Genomic DNA, 19191 nt, shown 5'->3' on the forward strand with positions numbered 1-19191 from the left:
TCCTTGCGATGGAACCGCCGTTTTACGAAGGATTCGAAGAAGTCACCATTTGAGCGGCGATCGAGGTCGCCGTCGCGACGAGAATCGCTATGGCGAAGCTTCGGGTTTCCAGGAGCTCAAACAGGGCCAAGCCGACACTTCCGGCGGCGAGTAGGCCTCCGAACGCGCCGGCCCAGGTCTTACTCGGGCTGACGGCCGGCCAGAGCTTCGGTCCCCGCAAGGTGCGGCCGACGGCAAAAGCTCCGATGTCCGTTGCCCAGACCACCAGGACGAGCCAGACGATCAGGGACTGTCCGTTCTCCAGCCCGCGCAGCCACTGAAAGGCCAGCAGCGGCACGGCGACGTAGACGACTCCCAAACCGAACCAGGCGCAGCTGCCGTCCTCCGCATCGCGCGTACGCCGCAGCGCCGCCGTCGCGGCGGCGGCCGAGGCGCCCAGGGCGACGACGGCGAAGGCCGTTAGTATGCCCTGGAGGGCGCCGACGGTAACGGCGGTCGTCACGGCCAGAATCGAGACCGCCTCAAGCCAGCCTATGGAGCGGGCGCCGCACATGCGCGCCCACTCCCAAACCATGATGCCGGCTGCGCCGAACAGCAGGAAGTCGGTCCAGGGGGGGCCGAGCCAAAGAAGCAGCAGAACCGGCGGCCCGAGGACGAGGGCCGACAGAACCCGAACGGTCAAGGCACGCGACACTGCCTCACCGAGAGCCGACCGCGACGCCGTAGCGCCGGTCGCGGCGCTGAAATTCGGCAATCGCGGCCTTGAGCTCCGCATGCCCGAAGTCTGGCCAAAGACAGTCGATGAACACCAACTCGGCATAGGCGAGCTGCCAGAGCAGAAAGTTACTGAGCCTTTGCTCTCCGCTCGTGCGAATCAGCAGATCAGGATCGGGAATGTCCGCCGTCAGCAAGCGCGCCGAGACCGCCTGAACGTCGACCTGCTCGGGATCCAGCCGGCCGGCGGCCGCATCGCGAGCGATCTGCCGTGCTGCGTGAGCGAGCTCGTCGCGGCCGCTGTAGCTTAAAGCCACCGTCATGTGGAAGCGGTCATTCTGAGCGGTTCGATGCTCGGAGTCCTCGATCAGCGAAACGATGTCCGAATCCAGACGGCTGCGATCGCCGATCACCCGGAGACGCACGCCCTTTTCGTGCATCTCGGCGATTTCGCTGCGCAGGTAGCGACGCAAGAGTCCCATGAGATCGCTGACCTCGCTCTCGGGTCTCCCCCAGTTCTCCGACGAGAATCCGAAGAGCGTCAGATACCTGACGCCCAGTTCGCCTGCGGCCTCCATGCAGCGGCGAACGGAATCCGCGCCGCGCCGGTGCCCGGCGGTGCGCGGCAAGCCCCGGGCCGCGGCCCAGCGACCGTTACCGTCCATGATCACGGCGACGTGCCGAGGTATCGCAGGGCCACCCGCTCCGTTGTCCGGCACGCGAGCTTGCGCCACGGCGTCGGTCCCGCTGCGACCTGCGGCGTCGTCCAGTGCCTGATCGGACAAGGCCTGACCAGAGAGCGCCTGGGGCCTGCTGATTGGGGCTTCGGGCATAAACTCGCCGCTCACACCTGCATGATTTCGGCTTCCTTGACGGAGAGCGCTTCGTCGACGGCCTTCACGTGCTCATCTGTGAGCTTCTGAATGTCGTCCGAAATGCGCCGCTGTTCGTCCTCGGAGATTTCGCCGTCCTTCAGCTGCTGTTTCAGCGTTTCCATGCCGTCCCGGCGTACGTTGCGAACTGCAACGCGCGCCTGCTCGGCATAACGGCCGGCAACCTTGCCCAGTTCCTGGCGGCGTTCCTCCGAAAGCGGCGGAATGGGAATCCGGACCGTATTCCCGTCGTTGGAAGGATTGAGGCCGAGCCCCGCTTCGCGAATCGCCTTCTCGGCCTTCGACACCATCCCTTTGTCCCAGATCTGCACGGTCAGCATTCGGGGCTCCGGCACGGAGACGGTTCCGACTTGATTCAAAGGCATTTGCTGGCCGTAGGCTTCGACCATGATGGGCTCGAGCAGCGCAGTCGAGGCACGGCCGGTTCGCAAACCGGCAAACTCGCGCTTTAGGGCCTGGAGAGCCCCATCCATGCGTTTTTTAAGATCGCTGATGTCGTCCGCGGCCATTGTTCTTGCCCCCTGGGAAAAGCACTGGGTCGGGTCTTCTCGATGTTCAGGCGCCGTCCTCGACGATGGTGAACCGCCCGTCGCCGCTGACGACCTTGGCGAACGCGCCCGGCTGGGCGATGGAGAATACTAGTATCGGAATGTGGTTTTCACGCGCTAGCGAAATGGCGGAATGGTCCATAACGCCAAGATCTCGCGATAGAACGTCGTGATAGGTCAAACGTTCGTAGCGCTTGGCGTTCGGGTCCTTCATCGGGTCGGCATCATAGACCCCGTCGACTTTGGTCCCCTTCAACAGGGCATCGCAGCCAATTTCGCAGGCGCGGAGCGCAGCGGCCGTGTCCGTCGTGAAGAAAGGGTTGCCGGTTCCGGCGGCGAAGATGACCACCCGCCCCTTCTCCATGTGACGGACGGCGCGGCGGCGGATGTAGGGTTCGCAGACGGCGGCCATAGGGATCGCGGACTGGACCCGGGTCGGCACCTGGCGCTTCTCCAAGGCGTTCTGAACGGCCAGGGAATTCATGACGGTCGCCAGCATGCCCATGTGGTCGGCGGCCGCGCGGTCCATTCCCTTCGCGGCACCGGAGACACCGCGAAAGATGTTGCCGCCGCCGATCACGAGGCAGAGCTCGACGCCCATCCCGTGGACGGCCTCGATCTCCTCCGCCAGACGGTCCACCGTCTCCGGCTCCAGCCCGTAATCGCGCTGACCCATCAGGGCTTCGCCGGAGACCTTGAGGAGAACCCGCTTGTAGGACGCCTGACCGCTCATTCCACTTCCATCCACTTCGCCGTTGGTTCGCGTCTGACCGTCAGAAGGGAGAGGTGGCCCGGCGGCCACCTCGTCGAAGTGCGTCGTAGGTCAGGCGCCTCGGGCCGCGGCGACCTCTGCGGCGAAATCCGCCTCTTCCTTCTCGATTCCCTCGCCGAGCTGGAAGCGCGCGAAACCCGCCAGCTTGACCGGGGCGCCGAGGTCCTTACCGGCCTGCTCGATCACCTTCTTGACCTTGTTCTCCTGGTCGATGACGTAGACCTGCTCCAGCAGCACCACTTCCTCGTAGTACTTGCGCAGTCGTCCCTCGACCATCTTCGCGATGATGTCTTCCGGCTTACCGGAGGCGCGGGCCTGCTCGCTAAGGACGTCCCGCTCGCGATCGAGGGCTGTCTGGTCGACGTCACCGACGTCTAGCGCCTGGGGATTGGCGGCGGCGACGTGCATCGCCAACTGCCGGCCGAGTTCCGTCAACTTGCCCTTGTCGGCGCCCGACTCCAGCGCGATCAAAACGGCGATTTTGCCGAGGCCTTCGGCCACGCCCGAGTGGATGTAGGAACAGACCACGCCGTCACTGACCTGAAGCTGAGCCGTGCGGCGCAGGTTCATATTCTCGCCGATAGTCGCGATCAGGTTGGTCAGCTCTTCCGCGACGTTGCGTCCGCTGCCCGGGTAGTCCATCCCCTGCAGGGTCTCCAGGTCTCCGTTCGCCTGCAGCGCCAGGTCGGCGACCTTCGCGGCAAAGGTCTGGAACTGCTCGTTCCGCGCCACGAAATCCGTTTCGGCATTGACCTCCACGACCGCGCCGGCGGTTCCGGAGACGGCTGCGGACACGAGGCCCTCCGCCGCCGTCCGTCCGGCCTTCTTGGCGGCTGCCGATAGGCCTTTCTTCCGCAGCCAGTCGACACCGGCCTCCAGGTCGCCGTTCGACTCTGTCAGCGCCTTCTTGCAGTCCATCATGCCGGCGCCGGTCTTCTCGCGCAGCTCCTTCACCAGTGCGGCGGTGATCTCAGCCATTTCCTATCTAACCCTCTTGCCTTTCCAGGCCCCGGCCGCGCGGCCGGCAGGCCCCTGTACAAAATCTCTTTCGTTCCGCCGCGCCACCCCGGCCTGCGGCGGATATCCGGGTCCGACGTGAGAACGGCGGCTCGTCGCAGCCGCCGTTCCTCGGTTCCCAGTGACCCGCTGCCGCGTCAGGCTTCGGCGGGCTTGGTCTCCTCGGCGGCCGGCGCCTCTGCAGCCGCCACCGTCGCTTCCGCCGCAGCGGTCTCGCTCTCACTCTCGCCGGCCGCGTCCGCCTGAGGGGCCTCCTCAGCTACCGCCGGCTCGTGCGGCACCTCCGCCGAGGCGCCGATGTCGCCGCCGGAGGCCATCACCTCCTGCTGCAGACCGTCCAGAATCGCTTCGACCGCGAGATCGCAGTAGGTCTGGATCGCGCGGATTGCATCGTCGTTGCCGGGAATCGGGTGCGCCACACCGGTCGGATCCGAGTTCGAATCCAGCACTGCAATGACGGGAATGTTGAGCACGTTGGCTTCGTTGATGGCCAGATGCTCTTTGTTGGTATCGATCACGAAAATTGCGTCCGGCAGGCCGCCCATATCGCGAATGCCGCCCAACGCACGCTCCAGCTTGTCGCGGTCGCGCGTCATGATCAGCAGCTCTTTCTTGGTCAAGCCGCTCTCTTCGTCGGCCAGACGGCTGTCGAGTTCCTTCAGACGCTTGATCGACTGGGAAATGGTCTTCCAGTTGGTCAGCATGCCGCCGAGCCAGCGGTGATTGACGTAGTACTGGCCACTGCGCTGAGCCGCCGCGGCGACGACTTCGCTCGCTTGGCGCTTGGTGCCGACGAAGAGCACGCGTCCGCCGCCGGCCGCAACCTGGCGCAGGAACACCAGGGCCTGGTGCAGCAAGGGAACCGTCTGCTGCAGGTCGAGGATGTGAACGTTGTTGCGAACACCGAAGATGAAGGGCTCCATCTTCGGGTTCCAGCGGCGCGTCGTGTGACCAAAGTGAACGCCGGCCTCAAGCAGCTGGCGCATAGAGAGATCGGGAAGAGCCATGGCTCGACTGTATCCTTCTTTCGTCCGGTTCGATCCTCCGCGAGCCGCCGATCCGATCCCGGTTCTATGGCAAAGCCACCGGACATCGGACACCGGAGAGGTCGAACGGAAGTGCGAAAGACTGCCGAACGACCGATGAAGCCCGCGTGTGGGGTTTAAGCGTGGCGCGGGTGATACCCGGCAATGCCGCAAATTGCAAGCGCGCGTGCCGCTTTCAAGGGGCGCTCTGGGGCTTTGAACGAGCCCCCTAGAGCAGGATCGCCTGAGGTGGAATCGCTCTGGCGATCCCACCTCAGGTGTGAATCCTACTCTCATCATAAGTTTAGAGTGCGATTCACGTGTTTGACGGAAGCGAAGGCGCTTCCGTCAAACACGATCGCGCTCTAGAGGTCCGTCACGTGCAGGCCGGGAATCGCCTTGATCGCCTGGCGGGCTGCCTGAGGCAGGTTATAGGTTTGCGGCAGCTCGATCTCCGCCTCCTCCCCGCGTGTTAGAGAGAGCACCAAGCAGACCGGGCTTTGGCCCTGCCCTTCGCGCTCCAACAGCTTCTGCAACTGTGGCAGCGGCTCGGGAGTGTCGGCATAGATCTTCAGGCCGGCCGCAGTTTTGGCCAGGGAGGCTTCCAAGTCCTCGAAGCGTTGGGCAAGCAGGCGAAGGTCGCCTTCCTCGCCGCCGCCTCCGCCACCGCGGTCGTCGGGCGAAGCCTCGACCAGGAGGGGCCGGCCGCTGTCCAGCAGTTCCCGGCTTTGCGCCAGCACCTCCGCGAAGACCATCACCTCGAACTGGCCGGAACTGTCGGACATCTGCACGAAAGCGAAGCGACTCCCCTTCTTCGAGGTCCGCTCCTGCTTGCCGACGACGATCCCAGCCAGCCGCTTGCGCGGTTCGCCCTTGAAGGGGGCCTTGCGAAGGTCCGCATAGGAGATGACCTGCTTGCGCGCCAGCAAGGCTTCGTAGCCGTCGAGCGGATGGGCGGACAGATAGAACCCAATGGCGTCGAACTCACGCTGCAAGCGTTCCATGCCGGACCAGTCGATGACTTTCGGCAGTTTCAGCTCTCCGGCCTGGCTGTCAGCCCCCTCGCCGAACAGGCTGACCTGGTCGCTGGTCCGCTCGTCGGCCGCGGTCGCGGCGTGGCGCATGATCGTCTCCGCCGCCTGAAAGACGGCATGACGGTTGGTTTCCAGGCCGTCGAAAGCGCCCGAAGTCGCCAGGTTCTCGATCGTGCGCTTGTTGATCTGGCGCGGATCGAGCCGCTGCGCGAAGTCGGATAGGGAGACGAAGGGGCCGCTGCGAAGCCGTTCGTCCGACAGCTCCGTCATAGCGCCGCGCCCCACGTTCTTCAGGGCCGCCAGCGCGTAGCGGATCGCCTTGCCGTCGGTCTCCGCCTCGACCGCGAAATCCGGCTCGGAGCGGTTCACGTCCGGCGGCAGCAGATGGATGCTTAGGCGGTCGAGTTCCTGACGGTAGCCGTTCAGCTTGTCCGTGTTGGTCATGTCGTAGGTCATGGAGGCCGCGAGGAACTCCACAGGATGGTTCGCCTTCATGTAGGCGGTCTGATAGGCCACTAGGGCATAGGCGGCGGCGTGAGACTTGTTAAAGCCGTAGCCTGCAAACTTGGCGACCAGGTCGAAGATCGCCGAGGCGGTTTTCTCGGCCACACCTTTGGTTCCGGCGCCCGAGACGAAGATCTCGCGCTGGGCGTCCATCTCGGACGCGATCTTCTTGCCCATGGCCCGACGCAGGAGGTCGGCGCCGCCCAGGCTGTAGCCGGCCAGTTCCTGGGCGATCTGCATGACCTGTTCCTGGTAGATCATGATCCCGAAGGTCTCGACCAGGATCGGCTCCAGCGTCGGGTAGAGGTAGTCCGGTGTCTCCTCCCCGGCCTTGCGCCGGATGAAGCTGGGGATGTTCTCCATCGGGCCCGGCCGGTAGAGCGACACCATGGCGATGACGTCCTCGAAGCGGTCGGGCTTGAGTTTGCGCAGGGCATCGCGCATGCCCGAGCTTTCCAGCTGGAACACGCCCACGGTGTCGCCCCGCGCCATGACCCGGTAGGCCTCCGCATTGTCGAGCGGCAGGGTCTCCAGGTCGAACTCCGGCAGGCTTTCCCGCACCAGGGTCGCGGCGCGGGTCAAAACAGTCAGGGTCTTGAGCCCCAGGAAGTCGAACTTCACCAAACCGGCCTGCTCGACGTACTTCATGTTGAACTGGGTGACCGGCATGTCCGAGCGCGGGTCGCGATAGAGCGGGACCAGTTCGTCCAGCGGTCGGTCGCCGATCACCACGCCGGCGGCGTGGGTGGAGGCATGGCGGTAAAGCCCTTCCAGCTTCAGCGCGATGTCGATCAGCCGGCCGACCGTCTGGTCGTTATCCCGCTGAAACTGCAGCTCCGGCTCGCCCGCGATGGCCTGTCCGAGCGTGACCGGGTTGGCCGGATTGTTCGGGACCAGCTTGCAGATGCGGTCGACTTGCCCGTAGGGCATCTGCAGGACGCGACCCACGTCCCGCAGAACGGCCCGGGCCTGCAGCTTACCGAAAGTGATGATCTGGGCGACCCGGTCCCTGCCGTACTTCTCCTGTACGTACTGGATCACTTCGTCCCGCCGATCCTGGCAGAAGTCGATGTCGAAGTCCGGCATCGAGACGCGTTCGGGATTGAGGAAGCGTTCGAACAGAAGGTTCCAGCGGATCGGGTCGAGGTCGGTGATCTTCAGCGACCAGGCGACCAGCGAGCCGGCACCCGAGCCGCGACCGGGACCCACCGGTATGTCGCGATTCTTGGCCCACTGGATGAAGTCCGCCACGATCAGGAAGTAGCCGGGGAACCCCATCTGCACGATGACACCCAGCTCGTAGGCCAGCCGTTCCTGGTACTGGATCTCGGCGCGTCGTTTGTCTTCCTCGCTGTCGAGCAGTGGCAGGACGCGCGTTTCCAGATACTCGGCCAGACCGGCCTCCGCCTGGGCTCGCAACTCGTCGCTTTCGGAGCGCCCGGCGGCCGTCTCGAAGGCCGGTAGGATGGGCGCGATCGTCTGGGGATAGAAGCTACAGCGCTGTGCGATCACCACCGTGTTCTGCAAGGCTTCCGGCAGGTCGGCGAAGAGCGCCGCCATTTCCTCGGCCGACTTGAAGCGATGCTCTGGGGTCACCCGGCGCCGCTGCTCGTGGTTCACCGTCACGCCTTCGGCGATGCAGAGCAACGCGTCATGGGCCTCGTAAAGGTCGACCGTCGCAAAGAAGGGCTCGTTGGTCGCGACAAGCGGCAGATCCTGCGCATAAGCCAAGTCAATCAGCCGTTCTTCGATCGCGGCCTCGACGGCCAGGCCATGCCGTTGAAGCTCGATGTAAAGATTGCCAGGGAAACACTTGGCAAGGCGCAGCAGTACCTCTTCCGCCAGCTTATCCTGCTGCTCCGCGAGCAAGCGTCCGATAGTGCCGCGAGGACCGCCCGTCAAAGCGATGAGGCCGGCGCCGTGCCGCTCCAGATCCTCGATCTCGACGTGAGGTTCGCCGCCGGCTTCGGTTTCGAGGTAGGCCTTGCTGGCCAGTTTCAGCAGGTTGCGGTAGCCCGCCTCCGTGGCCGCCAGCAAAACGATCTGATCTGGTGGCGGCGCCGTCGCCGCCGTGCCGTTGGTGGAGGCCGCCTTGGCATCGACCCGCGCCACCCCGAGCTGGCAGCCGATGATCGGTTGCACTCCAGCCTTGACGGCCTCGAGCGCGAACTCCATGGCGCCGAACAGGTTGTCACTGTCGGTCAGGCCGACTGCCGGCATGTTCTGATCGACACAGAGCTTCACCAGTTCCTTGACCTTGATCGCCCCTTCGGAGAGCGAATAGGCGGAGTGGGTGCGCAGATGCAGGAAGCTGGGATCGGCCATGCCGCATGGTGCCGCAATTCGTGGTCGGAGCGGAACCGGGGCGCTTCGATAACTTGTGGACTATTCGGCCGGCAGCCCGTCCACCAGATGCCCCTCGTCCAGGCGGACGATCCGGTCCATGCGCGCGGCGAGCTCGTAGTTGTGGGTTGCCACCAGGGCCGCGAGCTGAGCGCTACGCACCAGGTCGACCAAGAGAGCGAAGACACTGTCCGCGGTATGGGGATCGAGGTTCCCCGTCGGTTCGTCAGCCAGCAGAAGGCGCGGTGAATTGACCAGCGCGCGGGCGATGGCGACCCGCTGTTGCTCGCCGCCGGACAGACTGGCCGGGCGATGGGTCGTCCGCTCTGTCAGTCCGACCATCTCAAGCAGCTTCAGTGCGCGGCTTCTGGCCTCGCGCTTGGACAGCCCGGCAATCATCTGAGGCACGACTAGGTTCTCCAGAGCGGAGAACTCGGGCAGCAGGTGATGGTACTGATAGACGAATCCGATCTGTTCGCGCCGCAGCCGGGTTCGCTCCCGGTCGCCCAGCCCTTGAGCTTCCGTTCCGGCGATGCTGATGACGCCTCGGTCGGGGCGCTCCAGCAGACCGCAGATGTGCAGCAAGGTCGACTTGCCGGAGCCTGACGGCCCGAGCAGAGCGACCATCTCGCCCGGCCGCAGATCGAGATCGAGCCCCTGCAGCACCGGCAGCTCGCGTCCGGCTTGTCGAAAACTCTTGCCGACCCCGTCCAAATGCAGTGCGGCGCTATTCATAGCGGAGGGCTTCCACGGGATCGAGGCGCGCCGCCTGCCAGGCCGGAAGCAAGGGGGCGAGGAAGGAGATCCCCAGGGCCATGGCGACGACCTGCCAAACCTCGTTCCAGTCGACGACGGCGGGCAGCCGCGTCAGGAAGTAGACCTGCGGATTGAAAACCTGAGTTCCCGACAGCTTTTCGACCCATCCCTGCAGGGTCTGGATGTTGTCGATGAACAGCAGGCCCAACCCGAGCCCGGCCAGGGTACCGAAGAGGCCGATGGCGGCGCCCGACATGAAGAAGACTCTCAGGATCAGTCCGCGCGGCGCCCCCATGGTGCGCAGGATCGCGATGTCCCGACCCTTGCCCTTCACCAGCATGTACTGGCCGGAAAGGATGTTGAAGGCGGCGACCAGGATGATCAGCGACAGGATCAGGAACATGACGTTCCGTTCGACCTGCACCGCGTTGAAGAAGCTGGAGTTGGCACTCTGCCAGTCCGTCACGCGCAGCGCCTGCGTCACCTCGCGGTTCAGCGCCCCGCGCACTCGGGCGACCTGGTCGGGGTTCTCGACCATGATCTCCACCGCGTTGACGCCGTCGGGATAGCGGAAGAAGACCTGGGCCTGCTCCAACGGCATGTAGATGAAGCTGTTGTCATACTCATGCATGCCGACCTCGAAGAAACCGACGATCGGATAGGCCTTCATGCGCGGGATCGAGCCGACGGCGGTGCGGCTCATCTGCGGGCTGATCAGCGTGATGCGGTCGCCCTTGTTCAGGCCCAGGGAGCGCGACATGCCGATGCCGATCAGCACCCCCTCCCCGGTCGCGAACTCCTCGATCGAGGTTTGTTTCAGCTCGCCGATCATCTTCGGCCGTTCGGCCAGGGCATCGGCCAGGACGCCGCGAACCAAGGCGCCGTTGGCGCGGCCGTCGGCCATGACCATGACCTGGCCCTGGACCTGCGGCGTCACCGTTTGCACGTTGGGAAGCTGTCGCAGCCGCTCGCTGAGGCTCGGGTAGTCGGTGATCCCCTCGGGAGCGCTGGCGTGGAGCGTCAGATGGCCGTTGACCCCGAGGATCCGGTCCAGCAGCTCGACCCGGAAGCCGTTCATCACCGCCATGACGATGATCAGCGTCGCCACGCCCAAGGCGATGCCGAGCAGCGAGAAGACCGCGATCACCGAAATGAAGCCCTCCTGACGGCGGGAGCGCAGGTAGCGCAGTGCCATCAGGCGTTCCACGGCCCCGAACAGCATCCCGCGCCCCGCTCCCTAGGCTTCGGTCAGGCGCGCGAGCGCCGAGTCGAGGGAAACCTCCTCACGCTCGTCGGTCGCGCGACGTTTGAGCTCGACCACGCCGCGCTCCAGTCCACGGGGACCGACGATCACCTGCCAGGGCAGTCCGATCAGATCCATCTCGGCGAACTTGGCGCCGGCGCGCTCGTCCCTGTCTTCGTATAGCGGGTCGAGGCCGGCTGCCTGCAGCTTCGCATAGGCGGCGTTGCAGGCCGTCGTGCAGCCGGCGTCGGAGGCCTTGAGATTGATCAGCGCCACGTCGAAGGGCGCCACGGCATCCGGCCAGACGATCCCGGCCTCGTCGTGACTGGCCTCGATCACCGCGCCGGCGAGGCGCGAGACCCCGACGCCGTAGGACCCCATGTGAACGTCGGTTTCGCCGCCCTCCGGCAGAGCCACCTTGGCGCCGAGGGGGGCCGAGTACTTGGTTCCGAAGTAGAAGATGTGCCCGACTTCGATTCCGCGCCCCTCGTAGCGCCGGTCCTCGGGCACCTCGGACGCGAAGGCCTCGGGCTGGTGCTTCTCGTCAGTTCGGGCATAGAGGCTGGTGAAACGCTCGACCACGCCGGCCACCGCCGCGTCGTCGCCGTAGTCCACGTCGCTGGCCAGAACGTCGGCCTCCAGGAACTCCCGGTCGCAGAAGACGTCGCTCTCGCCGGTTTCGGCCAGGATGATGAACTCGTGGCTCAGGTTCCCGCCGATCGGCCCGCTGTCGGCCTCCATCGGGATCGCCTTCAGGCCCATGCGGGCGAAGGTCCGCAGATAGGCCACGAAGAACTTGTAGTAGGACCGGCGGGCGCTCTCGTAGTCGAGGTCGAAGGAGTAGGCGTCCTTCATCAGGAATTCGCGTCCGCGCATGACCCCAAAGCGAGGCCGCACCTCGTCCCGGAACTTCCACTGGATGTGGTAGAGCAGCTGCGGCAGATCGCGATAGCTCTTCACCGAGTTGGCGAAGATGTCGGTGATCAGCTCCTCGTTGGTCGGACCGTAGAGCATGTCGCGCTCGTGCCGATCCTTGATCCGCAGCATCTCGGGACCGTAGGCCTCGTAACGTCCGGACTGGCGCCAGAGGTCGGCCGACTGGATGGTCGGCATCAGGACCTCCTGCGCCCCGGCGCGGTTCTCTTCCTCCCGCACGATCTGCTCGATCTTCTTCAGCACCCGGAAGCCGAGCGGCAGCCAGGAGTAGATGCCGGCCGAGGCCTGCCGCACCATGCCGGCGCGCAGCATCAGGCGGTGAGAGACAATTTCGGCTTCCTTGGGGGTCTCGCGCAGGGTCGGGAGGAAAAAACGGGAGCGGCGCATTCCAGAGCTCTTTTAGGTGATGAGGCGCCGGATCGACCCGGCAAAAGGCGCCGGGACCCTACGCAATGGCCTGAGACTTGTCCATTGCGTCACCCTCCCCCAAGGCGGCGGCGAGAAAAGGGCGCGATTGCGGCGGTCTTGGGCAAGGCGGCAGCCGGACTCACTCGGCCGGCGCGGCCAGGATCTCGCGGCAGCGTTCCGACAGCTCCCAGGCCTCGTCGTTCTGCAGGGGCTGACCGTTGAAGTAGACCCGGCCGTCGCGGTTCACCGTGACCTCGCCGACCGTCAGCCGGGTGGCCGATTCGGGACGTCCGTCGAGCCGGGCCGCTTCGGCATCCAGCGCGTCGAGCCGGGCTTGCAGTTCCGCGTTGTTCGGATCGGCCGCAAGCTGGGTGGCGGCAATCCGGCGTTCACTCTCCAGAGTCCGGATCTCGGAGGTATTCAGCGGGTGGACCTCGATCGGAAAGGTAAAGCTGTCCGGCAGTTCGATCGGATTGGCGCCGTAGAGGTCGGCCGGCGCCACCGGGTTGCCGCGCGCGTCGACGCCGGGCTGGAAGGTGGCCGATACATCCGCGTCCGGCAGGTGGCGCACAAGTTGCGAACAGTCCGCACGCGTGACGATCACCTCCAGCGGCTGTGCCGTCGCCGGAAGCGAAGAGAAGACGCAGCAGGCCGCAATGAAACCGTAGCTTTGGCGCATCTGCTGAGGCTAGTCTTCCGGAAGTTGCCAAAAGCCTAAGCGAGCCGGATACAGGCAGCAGGCGAATGGGCTTCGGGGGAAGCGAGAGTCAGAGAGACGAGAGACCGAAGCGAGTCGCGGCAGGCGTCTCGCTGCGCAACTTTGTTGTTTGGGGGGTCGGATAGACATGTTGGAGAAGTTCTTCGATCTGCGTGGTCACGGAACCACGGTGAAAACCGAGGTGATCGCAGGGATCACCACCTTTTTGACGATGGCCTACATCGCCTTCGTCAACCCGGCGATCCTTTCCGACGCAGGGATGGATTTCGGGGCCGTCTTCGTGGCGACCTGCATCGCCGCTGCGGTTGGCACCCTGATCATGGGGCTCTACGCGAACTACCCGATCGCGCTGGCCCCGGGCATGGGCCTCAACGCCTTCTTCACTTACGGCGTCGTGCTCGGCATGGGGCATACGTGGCAGGTCGCCTTGGGCGCGGTCTTCCTCTCCGGCATCCTCTTCGTCATCCTCTCGATCCTGCCGGTGCGCGAGTGGATCATCAACGCCATACCCAAGGGCCTGAAGATGGCGATCTCCGCCGGCATCGGGTTGTTCCTCGGCATCATCGCGCTCAAGAACGCCGGCATCGTGGTCGACCATCCCGCCACCTTGGTGACCATCGGCGACCTGACGGCCTGGCCGGCGCTGCTGGCTCTCGTGGGCTTCGCGGTCATGGTGGCGCTGGACCGCCTGCGCGTGCCCGGTGCCGTCATCATCGGCATCCTGGCGATCACGGCGATCGGCGTGCTCTTAGGGGTCAGCGAGTTCAAGGGCATCGTCGATCTGCCGCCCGACCCCTCCCCGACCTTCCTGCAGCTCGATCTTGCCGGCGCCTTCAAGATCGCGCTGCTGTCGGTCGTCTTCACCTTCCTGTTCGTCGACCTCTTCGACACGGCGGGAACACTGATCGGCGTGGCGCATAGGGCCGGACTGCTGGATCCGGACGGAAAGCTGCCGCGTCTGCGGCAGGCCCTGATGGCCGACTCCTCGGCCTCAGTCCTCGGCGCCGCCATCGGCACCTCCACAACCACCAGCTATATCGAGTCCGCCTCCGGCATTAAGGCCGGAGGACGCACGGGCCTGACGGCCGTGGTGGTGGCCCTGCTCTTCCTGCTTACGCTGTTCTTCGCGCCCTTGGCGGGTACGGTTCCGGCCTTCGCGACGGCGCCCGCGCTGTTGTTCGTCGCCTGCCTGATGACCCGCGGTCTGGCGGAGATCGACTGGGAGGACGTCACGGAGTACGCCCCGGCCGTCCTCACGGCGCTGTCCATGCCCCTGACCTTCTCGATCGCGCACGGCATCGGGCTCGGCTTCATTGCCTATGCCGCCGTGAAGATCCTGACGGGTCGGATCTCCGACTGCTCGGTCGCAGTCCTGGTTATTGCCGCAGCTTTTGTACTCAAGTTCGCCTTTCTTTGAGCGAAACGGAAAGCCTAGCCCAGTCGATAGACGGAAAATTTCGAACATCGACCGGGCTGCGCAAAAAAGTGGCAAAAAGTGGGTGACTCCCCCAGATGGATCGGCTATCTACTGTGCAACAACAGTTTATCGGTGATTAAACACCGAAGTCGGCCACGATCACGGTCCAAGTTTACGGAGGAACGTCGTTCGAGAAATCGCCGCTCAGGCTTTCGAAGCTTGGCGAAAAGGCGGATCCGAACGGGTAAATTGAGGCAAGCTCTCCTGCGGGAGGCTTGCCTTAATTTTTGGCAAAAGGCGAAGCCGGCGGCTTGGCCAAAAAGGGTGCCGTCGATCCGGTCTTTCGCGCGGCCAGGTCGAGACGGGATATGGGGGAACTCATGCTGCGGATTTGGGGGCGTCCGAACTCGATCAACGTCCAGAAGGTGCTCTGGATCGCCGACGAGCTTGAACTCACCTACGATCATACTCCCGCTGGACGCGAACACGGACAGCTCGACCAGGATTGGTATGGGGAGCTGAACCCGAACCGGCTTGTTCCGGTCATCGACGACGACGGCTTCGTTCTCTGGGAGTCAAACGCCATCGTTGGTTACCTCGCCAGGCGCTACGGCAAGGGCGCCTTGGACCCGGACGACGAAGGGCAGCGCGCCTTGGCGGCCCAGTGGATGGATTGGGCGACGATGACGGTGGTGGCGGCCATGACGCCCGTTTTCTGGGGGCTGGTTCGCACGCCGCCGGAGCAGCGCGACCAGGCCGCGATCGACAAGGGAATCGCCGCCTGTCAGTCCGCCTTCCGACTGCTCGATGCGCAGTTGAAGGGGCGCGCCTATCTGCTGGGAGACAGACTGACCACCGCCGACATTCCCCTAGGTTGCGCGACCTATCGCTGGCATGCCTTGGAGGTGCCGCAGGAGTCGCTGCCGAACCTCGCGGCTTGGTACGAGCGTCTGCAACAGCGCCCGGCCTACCGCGACCGCGTGATGCTGCCGCTGAGTTAGGGTGATTCTTCGGCATGACGCCCGAAGAGCTAAGTTCGCGGCATCCGAGGCTCTATCACGTCACCGATCCCGAATCTTGGCCAAGCATTCGCGCGCTCGGCCTTCTCTGCACCAGCCGCCTACTCGACCTTTTCGAGATCGACGGCTTGGAGCGGACGCGGCTCGAGCGAAAACGGCGACCAGTGGAGGAACCGCTGACCCATCCGCAGTTCGGGCGCGTGGTTCTCAACGATCAGATGCCGCTTCGCGAAGAGGCGCTGGAGCGCTGCCTCGACGACGGCCTCGCGCCCGCGGATTGGCTGGCCATCCTGAATGCGCGGGTCTTCTTTTGGCCGGACGAAGACAGCTTCGCGCGTCTGATCGGGGGGCGGATAAACCGGGCACGCTCGCGGGACGTTTTGGTTTTCGACACGCTCTCCTTGGCGCGCGCCCATGAAACACGCCTGGAGATCTGCCCGATCAACTCCGGCGCGACGATCCGGCGTCCGGCGCGCAGAGGCCTCGGGACCTTCACGCCGCTGGGTGAGCTGTCCTATCGGGACTGGTCGCGAAAACGCGGCGGGCGCGATCGGGTTCGCGAAGTCACCGTCCGGGGGGCTATCGACGACATCGCCGATCATCTGATCGAACGACGGCGGCTCACGCCCTCCTGACGACGAACACCTAAGGCTCGGCTTGGACTTGGAAGGGATCTCCGCCGACCAGTTCGCGGAAGGAGACCAGATCGCTCTCCACGGCGGCGTAGATCATCAACCAAACCACAGCCGAGAGGCCCGTGGTGATCAGGACCTTGCGGAGGAGCCGCGGGTTTTCCGGCGCACTGGGCGCATGGCCTGTCTCGGGTTGCTCGGGCGGGCGCGCACCCCAAGGCAGGACCATGAAGATCACCACCCACCAGACGATCACGAAGACGATGATGCCGGTAAACCAGCTCATGCGGATACTACTTCCCTGCTTGGCGTCGGCCGGACCTGGTCTCGGATTTAGACCTGCTCGAGCTCGACCAGGGTTCCGAAGAAGTCCTTCGGGTGCAGAAACAGCACAGGTTTGCCGTGCGCCCCGATCTTGGGTTCGCCGTCGCCCAGCACCCGGGCGCCCTCTGCCTTGAGCTTGTCGCGCGCGGCCAGAATGTCGTCGACCTCGTAACAGACGTGGTGGATGCCGCCGGCCGGATTCTTTTCCAGGAAGCTGGCAATCGGCGAGCTCTCTCCCAGCGGATGAAGCAGCTCGATCTTGGTGTTCGGCAGCTCCACGAAGACGACCGTGACGCCGTGGTCCGGCTCGTCCTGCGGTGCCGAGACGGTGGCGCCGAGCGTACCGGCGTAGCCGGCGACAGCAGCCTGCAGGTCCGGCACAGCGATCGCCACGTGGTTCAAGCGTCCGATCATCGCGCGTCTCTCCTTCTTCTCCTGCCTACCGCTGCACCCGAATGACCTGAACCTCGATTACAGGCTTCTTACCCAGCTCGCGTTGCAGCGTACGCCGTACAGCGACCCGCACGGCTTCCGCCGTGGCCCGGTCGTCGTGACGGTCGTGGCGACTCAGGGTGTGAAGCGCGGTGGCGATCGCCTGTTCGATGGCTTCCGTCACCTCGGCCTCTTCCCTGAGGTCGTAGAGGCCGCCGGCCGCAATGCGCGGCGAGACGACCGGCACGCCCTTGCCGTCCAGCACCAATGTAACCACGGCGGAGCCGTTGATCACCATGCGTCGACGCGTCCGGATCACCGGGCTTTCGACCGGACGCAGGATATCGCCGTCGAGCGCCAGGCGGCCGGAGTGCACGTGATCCACGATCTGAACGGGGCCCGGCGCGAGGCGCACCAGCGCCCCGTTCGCACCGACGATGCTCTCGGGCACCTGACACTCCCGCGCCAGCTTGGCATGCGCCTCCAGGTGACGCCGCTCGCCGTGGACCGGCACCGCGATCTGGGGGCGCGTCCACTGATACATCTGCGCCAGCTCGTCGCGGCAAGGATGTCCCGAGACGTGCACGGGCCGCTCGTCGGCGCCGACGATCTCGATTCCTCGGGCGGTCAGCAGATTGTAGAGGCCGTGAATCGACTTCTCGTTGCCCGGAATGACGCGGGAAGAGAAGACGACGGCATCGCCCTTGCCGAGAGAGATCTGGGGATGGTCGTCGTTGGCGATCCGCCAGAGCGCGGCGCGCGGTTCGCCCTGACTGCCGGTCACCAGCAGCAGGATCTCCGAATCCGGCAGGTAGCCGATATCGCGCACGTCGAGCAGCGGCGGCAGGTCGTCGAGATAACCGGTTTCCCGTGCCGCCGCCCAGATGCGGTGCATCGACCGTCCGACCAGGGCGACCCGACGGCCGTTCTTGTCGGCCGCCCGCACGACGGTTTCCAACCGCGCGACGTTGCTGGCAAAACAGGCCACGGCGACCTTCTGCTCGAAGCGCCCGAGCAGGTCTTCCAGTTCGCTGCGCACCTCCAACTCGGAGCCGGACTGTCCGGGCACGAGCGCGTTGGTGGAGTCGCAGACGAGCGCCAAAACGCCCTCCTCGGCTACCTCCCGCAGCCGCTTGTCGTCGTAGTCGTCACCGATCAGCGGATCGGGATCGAGTTTCCAGTCGCCGGTGTGGACCACCATGCCTGCGGCGGTGCGCAGCACCACGGCGTTGGGTTCGGGGATCGAGTGGGTCAGGGTCACCAGCTCGATATCGAAGGGGCCGATGTCGAGGCGGCTGCCGAGGGAAATCTCGGTGATCTCCGGGGTTTCCTCCAGCCCTTCGTCGACCAGCTTGCGGCGCAGCAGCGCGGCAGTGAAGGGCGTCGCGTAGATCGGACAGCGCAGTTCAGACCAGAGCCAGGGCACCGCACCCAGGTGATCTTCGTGCGCATGGGTCAAGACCAGCCCGACCAGCTCCTCCGCCCGCTCGACGATGAAGTCCGGATCGGGCATGACCACCTCGATCCCCGGAAGATCGTGCTCGCCGAAGGCTACGCCGCAATCGACCATCAGCCACTTGCCGGCATGACCGTAGAGATTGAGGTTCATGCCGATCTCGCCGGTTCCCCCGAGCGGCAGGAACAGAAGCTCGTCGGATCCGGGGGCGGGAATGTCGCTCATCGCCGCGTCCGGTCGGCTTCGTAGAGCAGCCGCAGGCCGCGCAGGGTCAGATCCGGATCGTCGTGCTGGATCTCCGCGCTCGACTGCTCGAACAGCGGCGCCAGTCCGCCCGTGGCCACAGTGGTCAAGTCCTGTCCTCGTTCCGCTTTGATGCGCGCGATCAGCCCCTCGATCAGTCCGACATAACCCCAATAGACGCCGGACTGCATGGCAGAGACCGTGTCCGTGCCAACGATGCGCTCCGGCTTCGCAAGAGGAACGCGCGGCAGGCGCGCCGCCGCCTGATAGAGCGCTTCCATCGAAAGGTTGATACCGGGCGCGATGATCACGCCCTCCAGACCGCCGTCCGGGTCGATCACATCGAAGGTGGTGGCCGTGCCGAAATCGATGACCACCAGCGCGCCCTCGTAGGTCGCGTGAGCGGCCACCGCGTTGGCGATGCGGTCGGCGCCGACCTGTTCCGGCCGTGCCACGCGCAGGGGCACGTCGCTGCTCCGGATCGCCTCTTCGACCGCCAGTGGCTCGATCCCGAGATGATGCCGGCAGAGACGGTCGAAAGCACGCTGGGCCGCCGGCACGACGTTGGAGACGATAGCGCCCGTCACGGCCCTGCGGTCGATCCCCTCCAGGACCATGAGGGAGGTCAGCCAGACCACATATTCGTCGGAAGTGCGGCGGGCGTCGGTCGCAATCCGCCACTTGGCGCGCAGCTCCGCCCCTTCGTAGAGCCCTACGACGCAGTTGGTGTTGCCGCTGTCGATGGTGAGCAGCACGG

At 65.1% G+C, this 19191-nt stretch carries 18 protein-coding genes; 3 read left to right on the forward strand and 15 right to left on the reverse strand.

Going from position 1 to position 19191, the window contains the following annotated elements; all coding sequences use genetic code 11:
- Nucleotides 1-22: 22 nt before the first annotated feature.
- From ACO054_RS07590 to ACO054_RS07640, 11 genes are all read right to left on the reverse strand, one after another.
- A complete protein-coding gene (locus ACO054_RS07590) occupies nt 23-682 on the reverse strand; it encodes a phosphatidate cytidylyltransferase (protein ID WP_421709832.1) in 660 nt (219 codons plus the stop codon).
- Nucleotides 683-698: 16 nt separating this feature from the next.
- On the reverse strand, nt 699-1547 hold the full coding sequence (locus ACO054_RS07595; protein WP_421709833.1) for an isoprenyl transferase: 849 nt from the start codon (nt 1545-1547) through the stop codon (nt 699-701).
- Between the two features lie 11 nt (nt 1548-1558).
- The gene (gene frr, locus ACO054_RS07600) at nt 1559-2116 is read right to left on the reverse strand and encodes a ribosome recycling factor (protein WP_421709834.1); all 558 of its coding nucleotides are present in this window, start codon (nt 2114-2116) and stop codon (nt 1559-1561) included.
- 46 nt (nt 2117-2162) lie between these two features.
- Nucleotides 2163-2888, reverse strand: coding sequence for a UMP kinase (gene pyrH / locus ACO054_RS07605; RefSeq protein ID WP_421709835.1), 726 nt, complete (start codon nt 2886-2888; stop codon nt 2163-2165).
- Between the two features lie 90 nt (nt 2889-2978).
- Entirely contained in the window at nt 2979-3905 is a 927-nt protein-coding gene (gene tsf, locus ACO054_RS07610; RefSeq protein WP_421709836.1) for a translation elongation factor Ts, read from the reverse strand.
- A 176-nt stretch (nt 3906-4081) separates the two neighbouring features.
- Nucleotides 4082-4951, reverse strand: a complete 870-nt coding sequence (gene rpsB, locus ACO054_RS07615; protein WP_421709837.1) for a 30S ribosomal protein S2 — start codon at nt 4949-4951, stop codon at nt 4082-4084.
- Between the two features lie 383 nt (nt 4952-5334).
- Nucleotides 5335-8832 (reverse strand): DNA polymerase III subunit alpha, encoded by a 3498-nt coding sequence (dnaE, locus tag ACO054_RS07620; protein ID WP_421709838.1) that lies wholly within the window; start codon nt 8830-8832, stop codon nt 5335-5337.
- A 60-nt stretch (nt 8833-8892) separates the two neighbouring features.
- Nucleotides 8893-9585 (reverse strand): ABC transporter ATP-binding protein, encoded by a 693-nt coding sequence (locus ACO054_RS07625; RefSeq protein WP_421709839.1) that lies wholly within the window; start codon nt 9583-9585, stop codon nt 8893-8895.
- The gene (locus ACO054_RS07630; protein WP_421709840.1) at nt 9578-10828 is read right to left on the reverse strand and encodes a lipoprotein-releasing ABC transporter permease subunit; all 1251 of its coding nucleotides are present in this window, start codon (nt 10826-10828) and stop codon (nt 9578-9580) included. Before ACO054_RS07630 ends, ACO054_RS07625 begins: the two co-directional genes overlap by 8 nt.
- 15 nt (nt 10829-10843) lie before the next feature.
- Nucleotides 10844-12172: a proline--tRNA ligase gene (gene proS, locus ACO054_RS07635; RefSeq protein WP_421709841.1), complete on the reverse strand. Its 1329-nt coding sequence runs from the start codon at nt 12170-12172 to the stop codon at nt 10844-10846.
- Nucleotides 12173-12332: 160 nt separating this feature from the next.
- Nucleotides 12333-12872, reverse strand: coding sequence for a hypothetical protein (locus ACO054_RS07640; protein ID WP_421709842.1), 540 nt, complete (start codon nt 12870-12872; stop codon nt 12333-12335).
- 166 nt (nt 12873-13038) lie between these two features.
- On the opposite strand from ACO054_RS07640, the gene ACO054_RS07645 reads away from it, so the two are divergent.
- The 3 genes from ACO054_RS07645 to ACO054_RS07655 all read left to right on the forward strand — a co-directional run bounded on the left by ACO054_RS07645 (nt 13039) and on the right by ACO054_RS07655 (nt 15982).
- A complete protein-coding gene (locus ACO054_RS07645; RefSeq protein WP_421709843.1) occupies nt 13039-14328 on the forward strand; it encodes an NCS2 family permease in 1290 nt (429 codons plus the stop codon).
- 368 nt (nt 14329-14696) lie between these two features.
- Nucleotides 14697-15329 (forward strand): glutathione S-transferase family protein, encoded by a 633-nt coding sequence (locus ACO054_RS07650; RefSeq protein WP_421709844.1) that lies wholly within the window; start codon nt 14697-14699, stop codon nt 15327-15329.
- 14 nt (nt 15330-15343) lie between these two features.
- Complete coding sequence (locus ACO054_RS07655; RefSeq protein ID WP_421709845.1) at nt 15344-15982, forward strand: DUF7002 family protein; 639 nt, start codon at nt 15344-15346, stop codon at nt 15980-15982.
- A 10-nt stretch (nt 15983-15992) separates the two neighbouring features.
- Here ACO054_RS07655 and ACO054_RS07660 read toward each other — a convergent pair whose 3' ends face one another.
- The 4 genes from ACO054_RS07660 to ACO054_RS07675 are packed head-to-tail and all read right to left on the reverse strand — an operon-like array spanning nt 15993 to nt 19189.
- Nucleotides 15993-16265 (reverse strand): DUF1467 family protein, encoded by a 273-nt coding sequence (locus ACO054_RS07660; RefSeq protein WP_421709846.1) that lies wholly within the window; start codon nt 16263-16265, stop codon nt 15993-15995.
- Between the two features lie 47 nt (nt 16266-16312).
- Nucleotides 16313-16717, reverse strand: coding sequence for a methylmalonyl-CoA epimerase (mce, locus tag ACO054_RS07665; protein WP_421709847.1), 405 nt, complete (start codon nt 16715-16717; stop codon nt 16313-16315).
- A gap of 25 nt (nt 16718-16742) precedes the next feature.
- On the reverse strand, nt 16743-18416 hold the full coding sequence (locus tag ACO054_RS07670; RefSeq protein ID WP_421709848.1) for a ribonuclease J: 1674 nt from the start codon (nt 18414-18416) through the stop codon (nt 16743-16745).
- Nucleotides 18413-19189, reverse strand: coding sequence for a type III pantothenate kinase (locus ACO054_RS07675; protein ID WP_421709849.1), 777 nt, complete (start codon nt 19187-19189; stop codon nt 18413-18415). Before ACO054_RS07675 ends, ACO054_RS07670 begins: the two co-directional genes overlap by 4 nt.
- Nucleotides 19190-19191 lie beyond the last annotated feature (2 nt).

Origin of the sequence: Algihabitans sp., from assembly GCF_965226985.1 — a bacterium.
Lineage (GTDB): Bacteria > Pseudomonadota > Alphaproteobacteria > Kiloniellales > DSM-21159 > Algihabitans.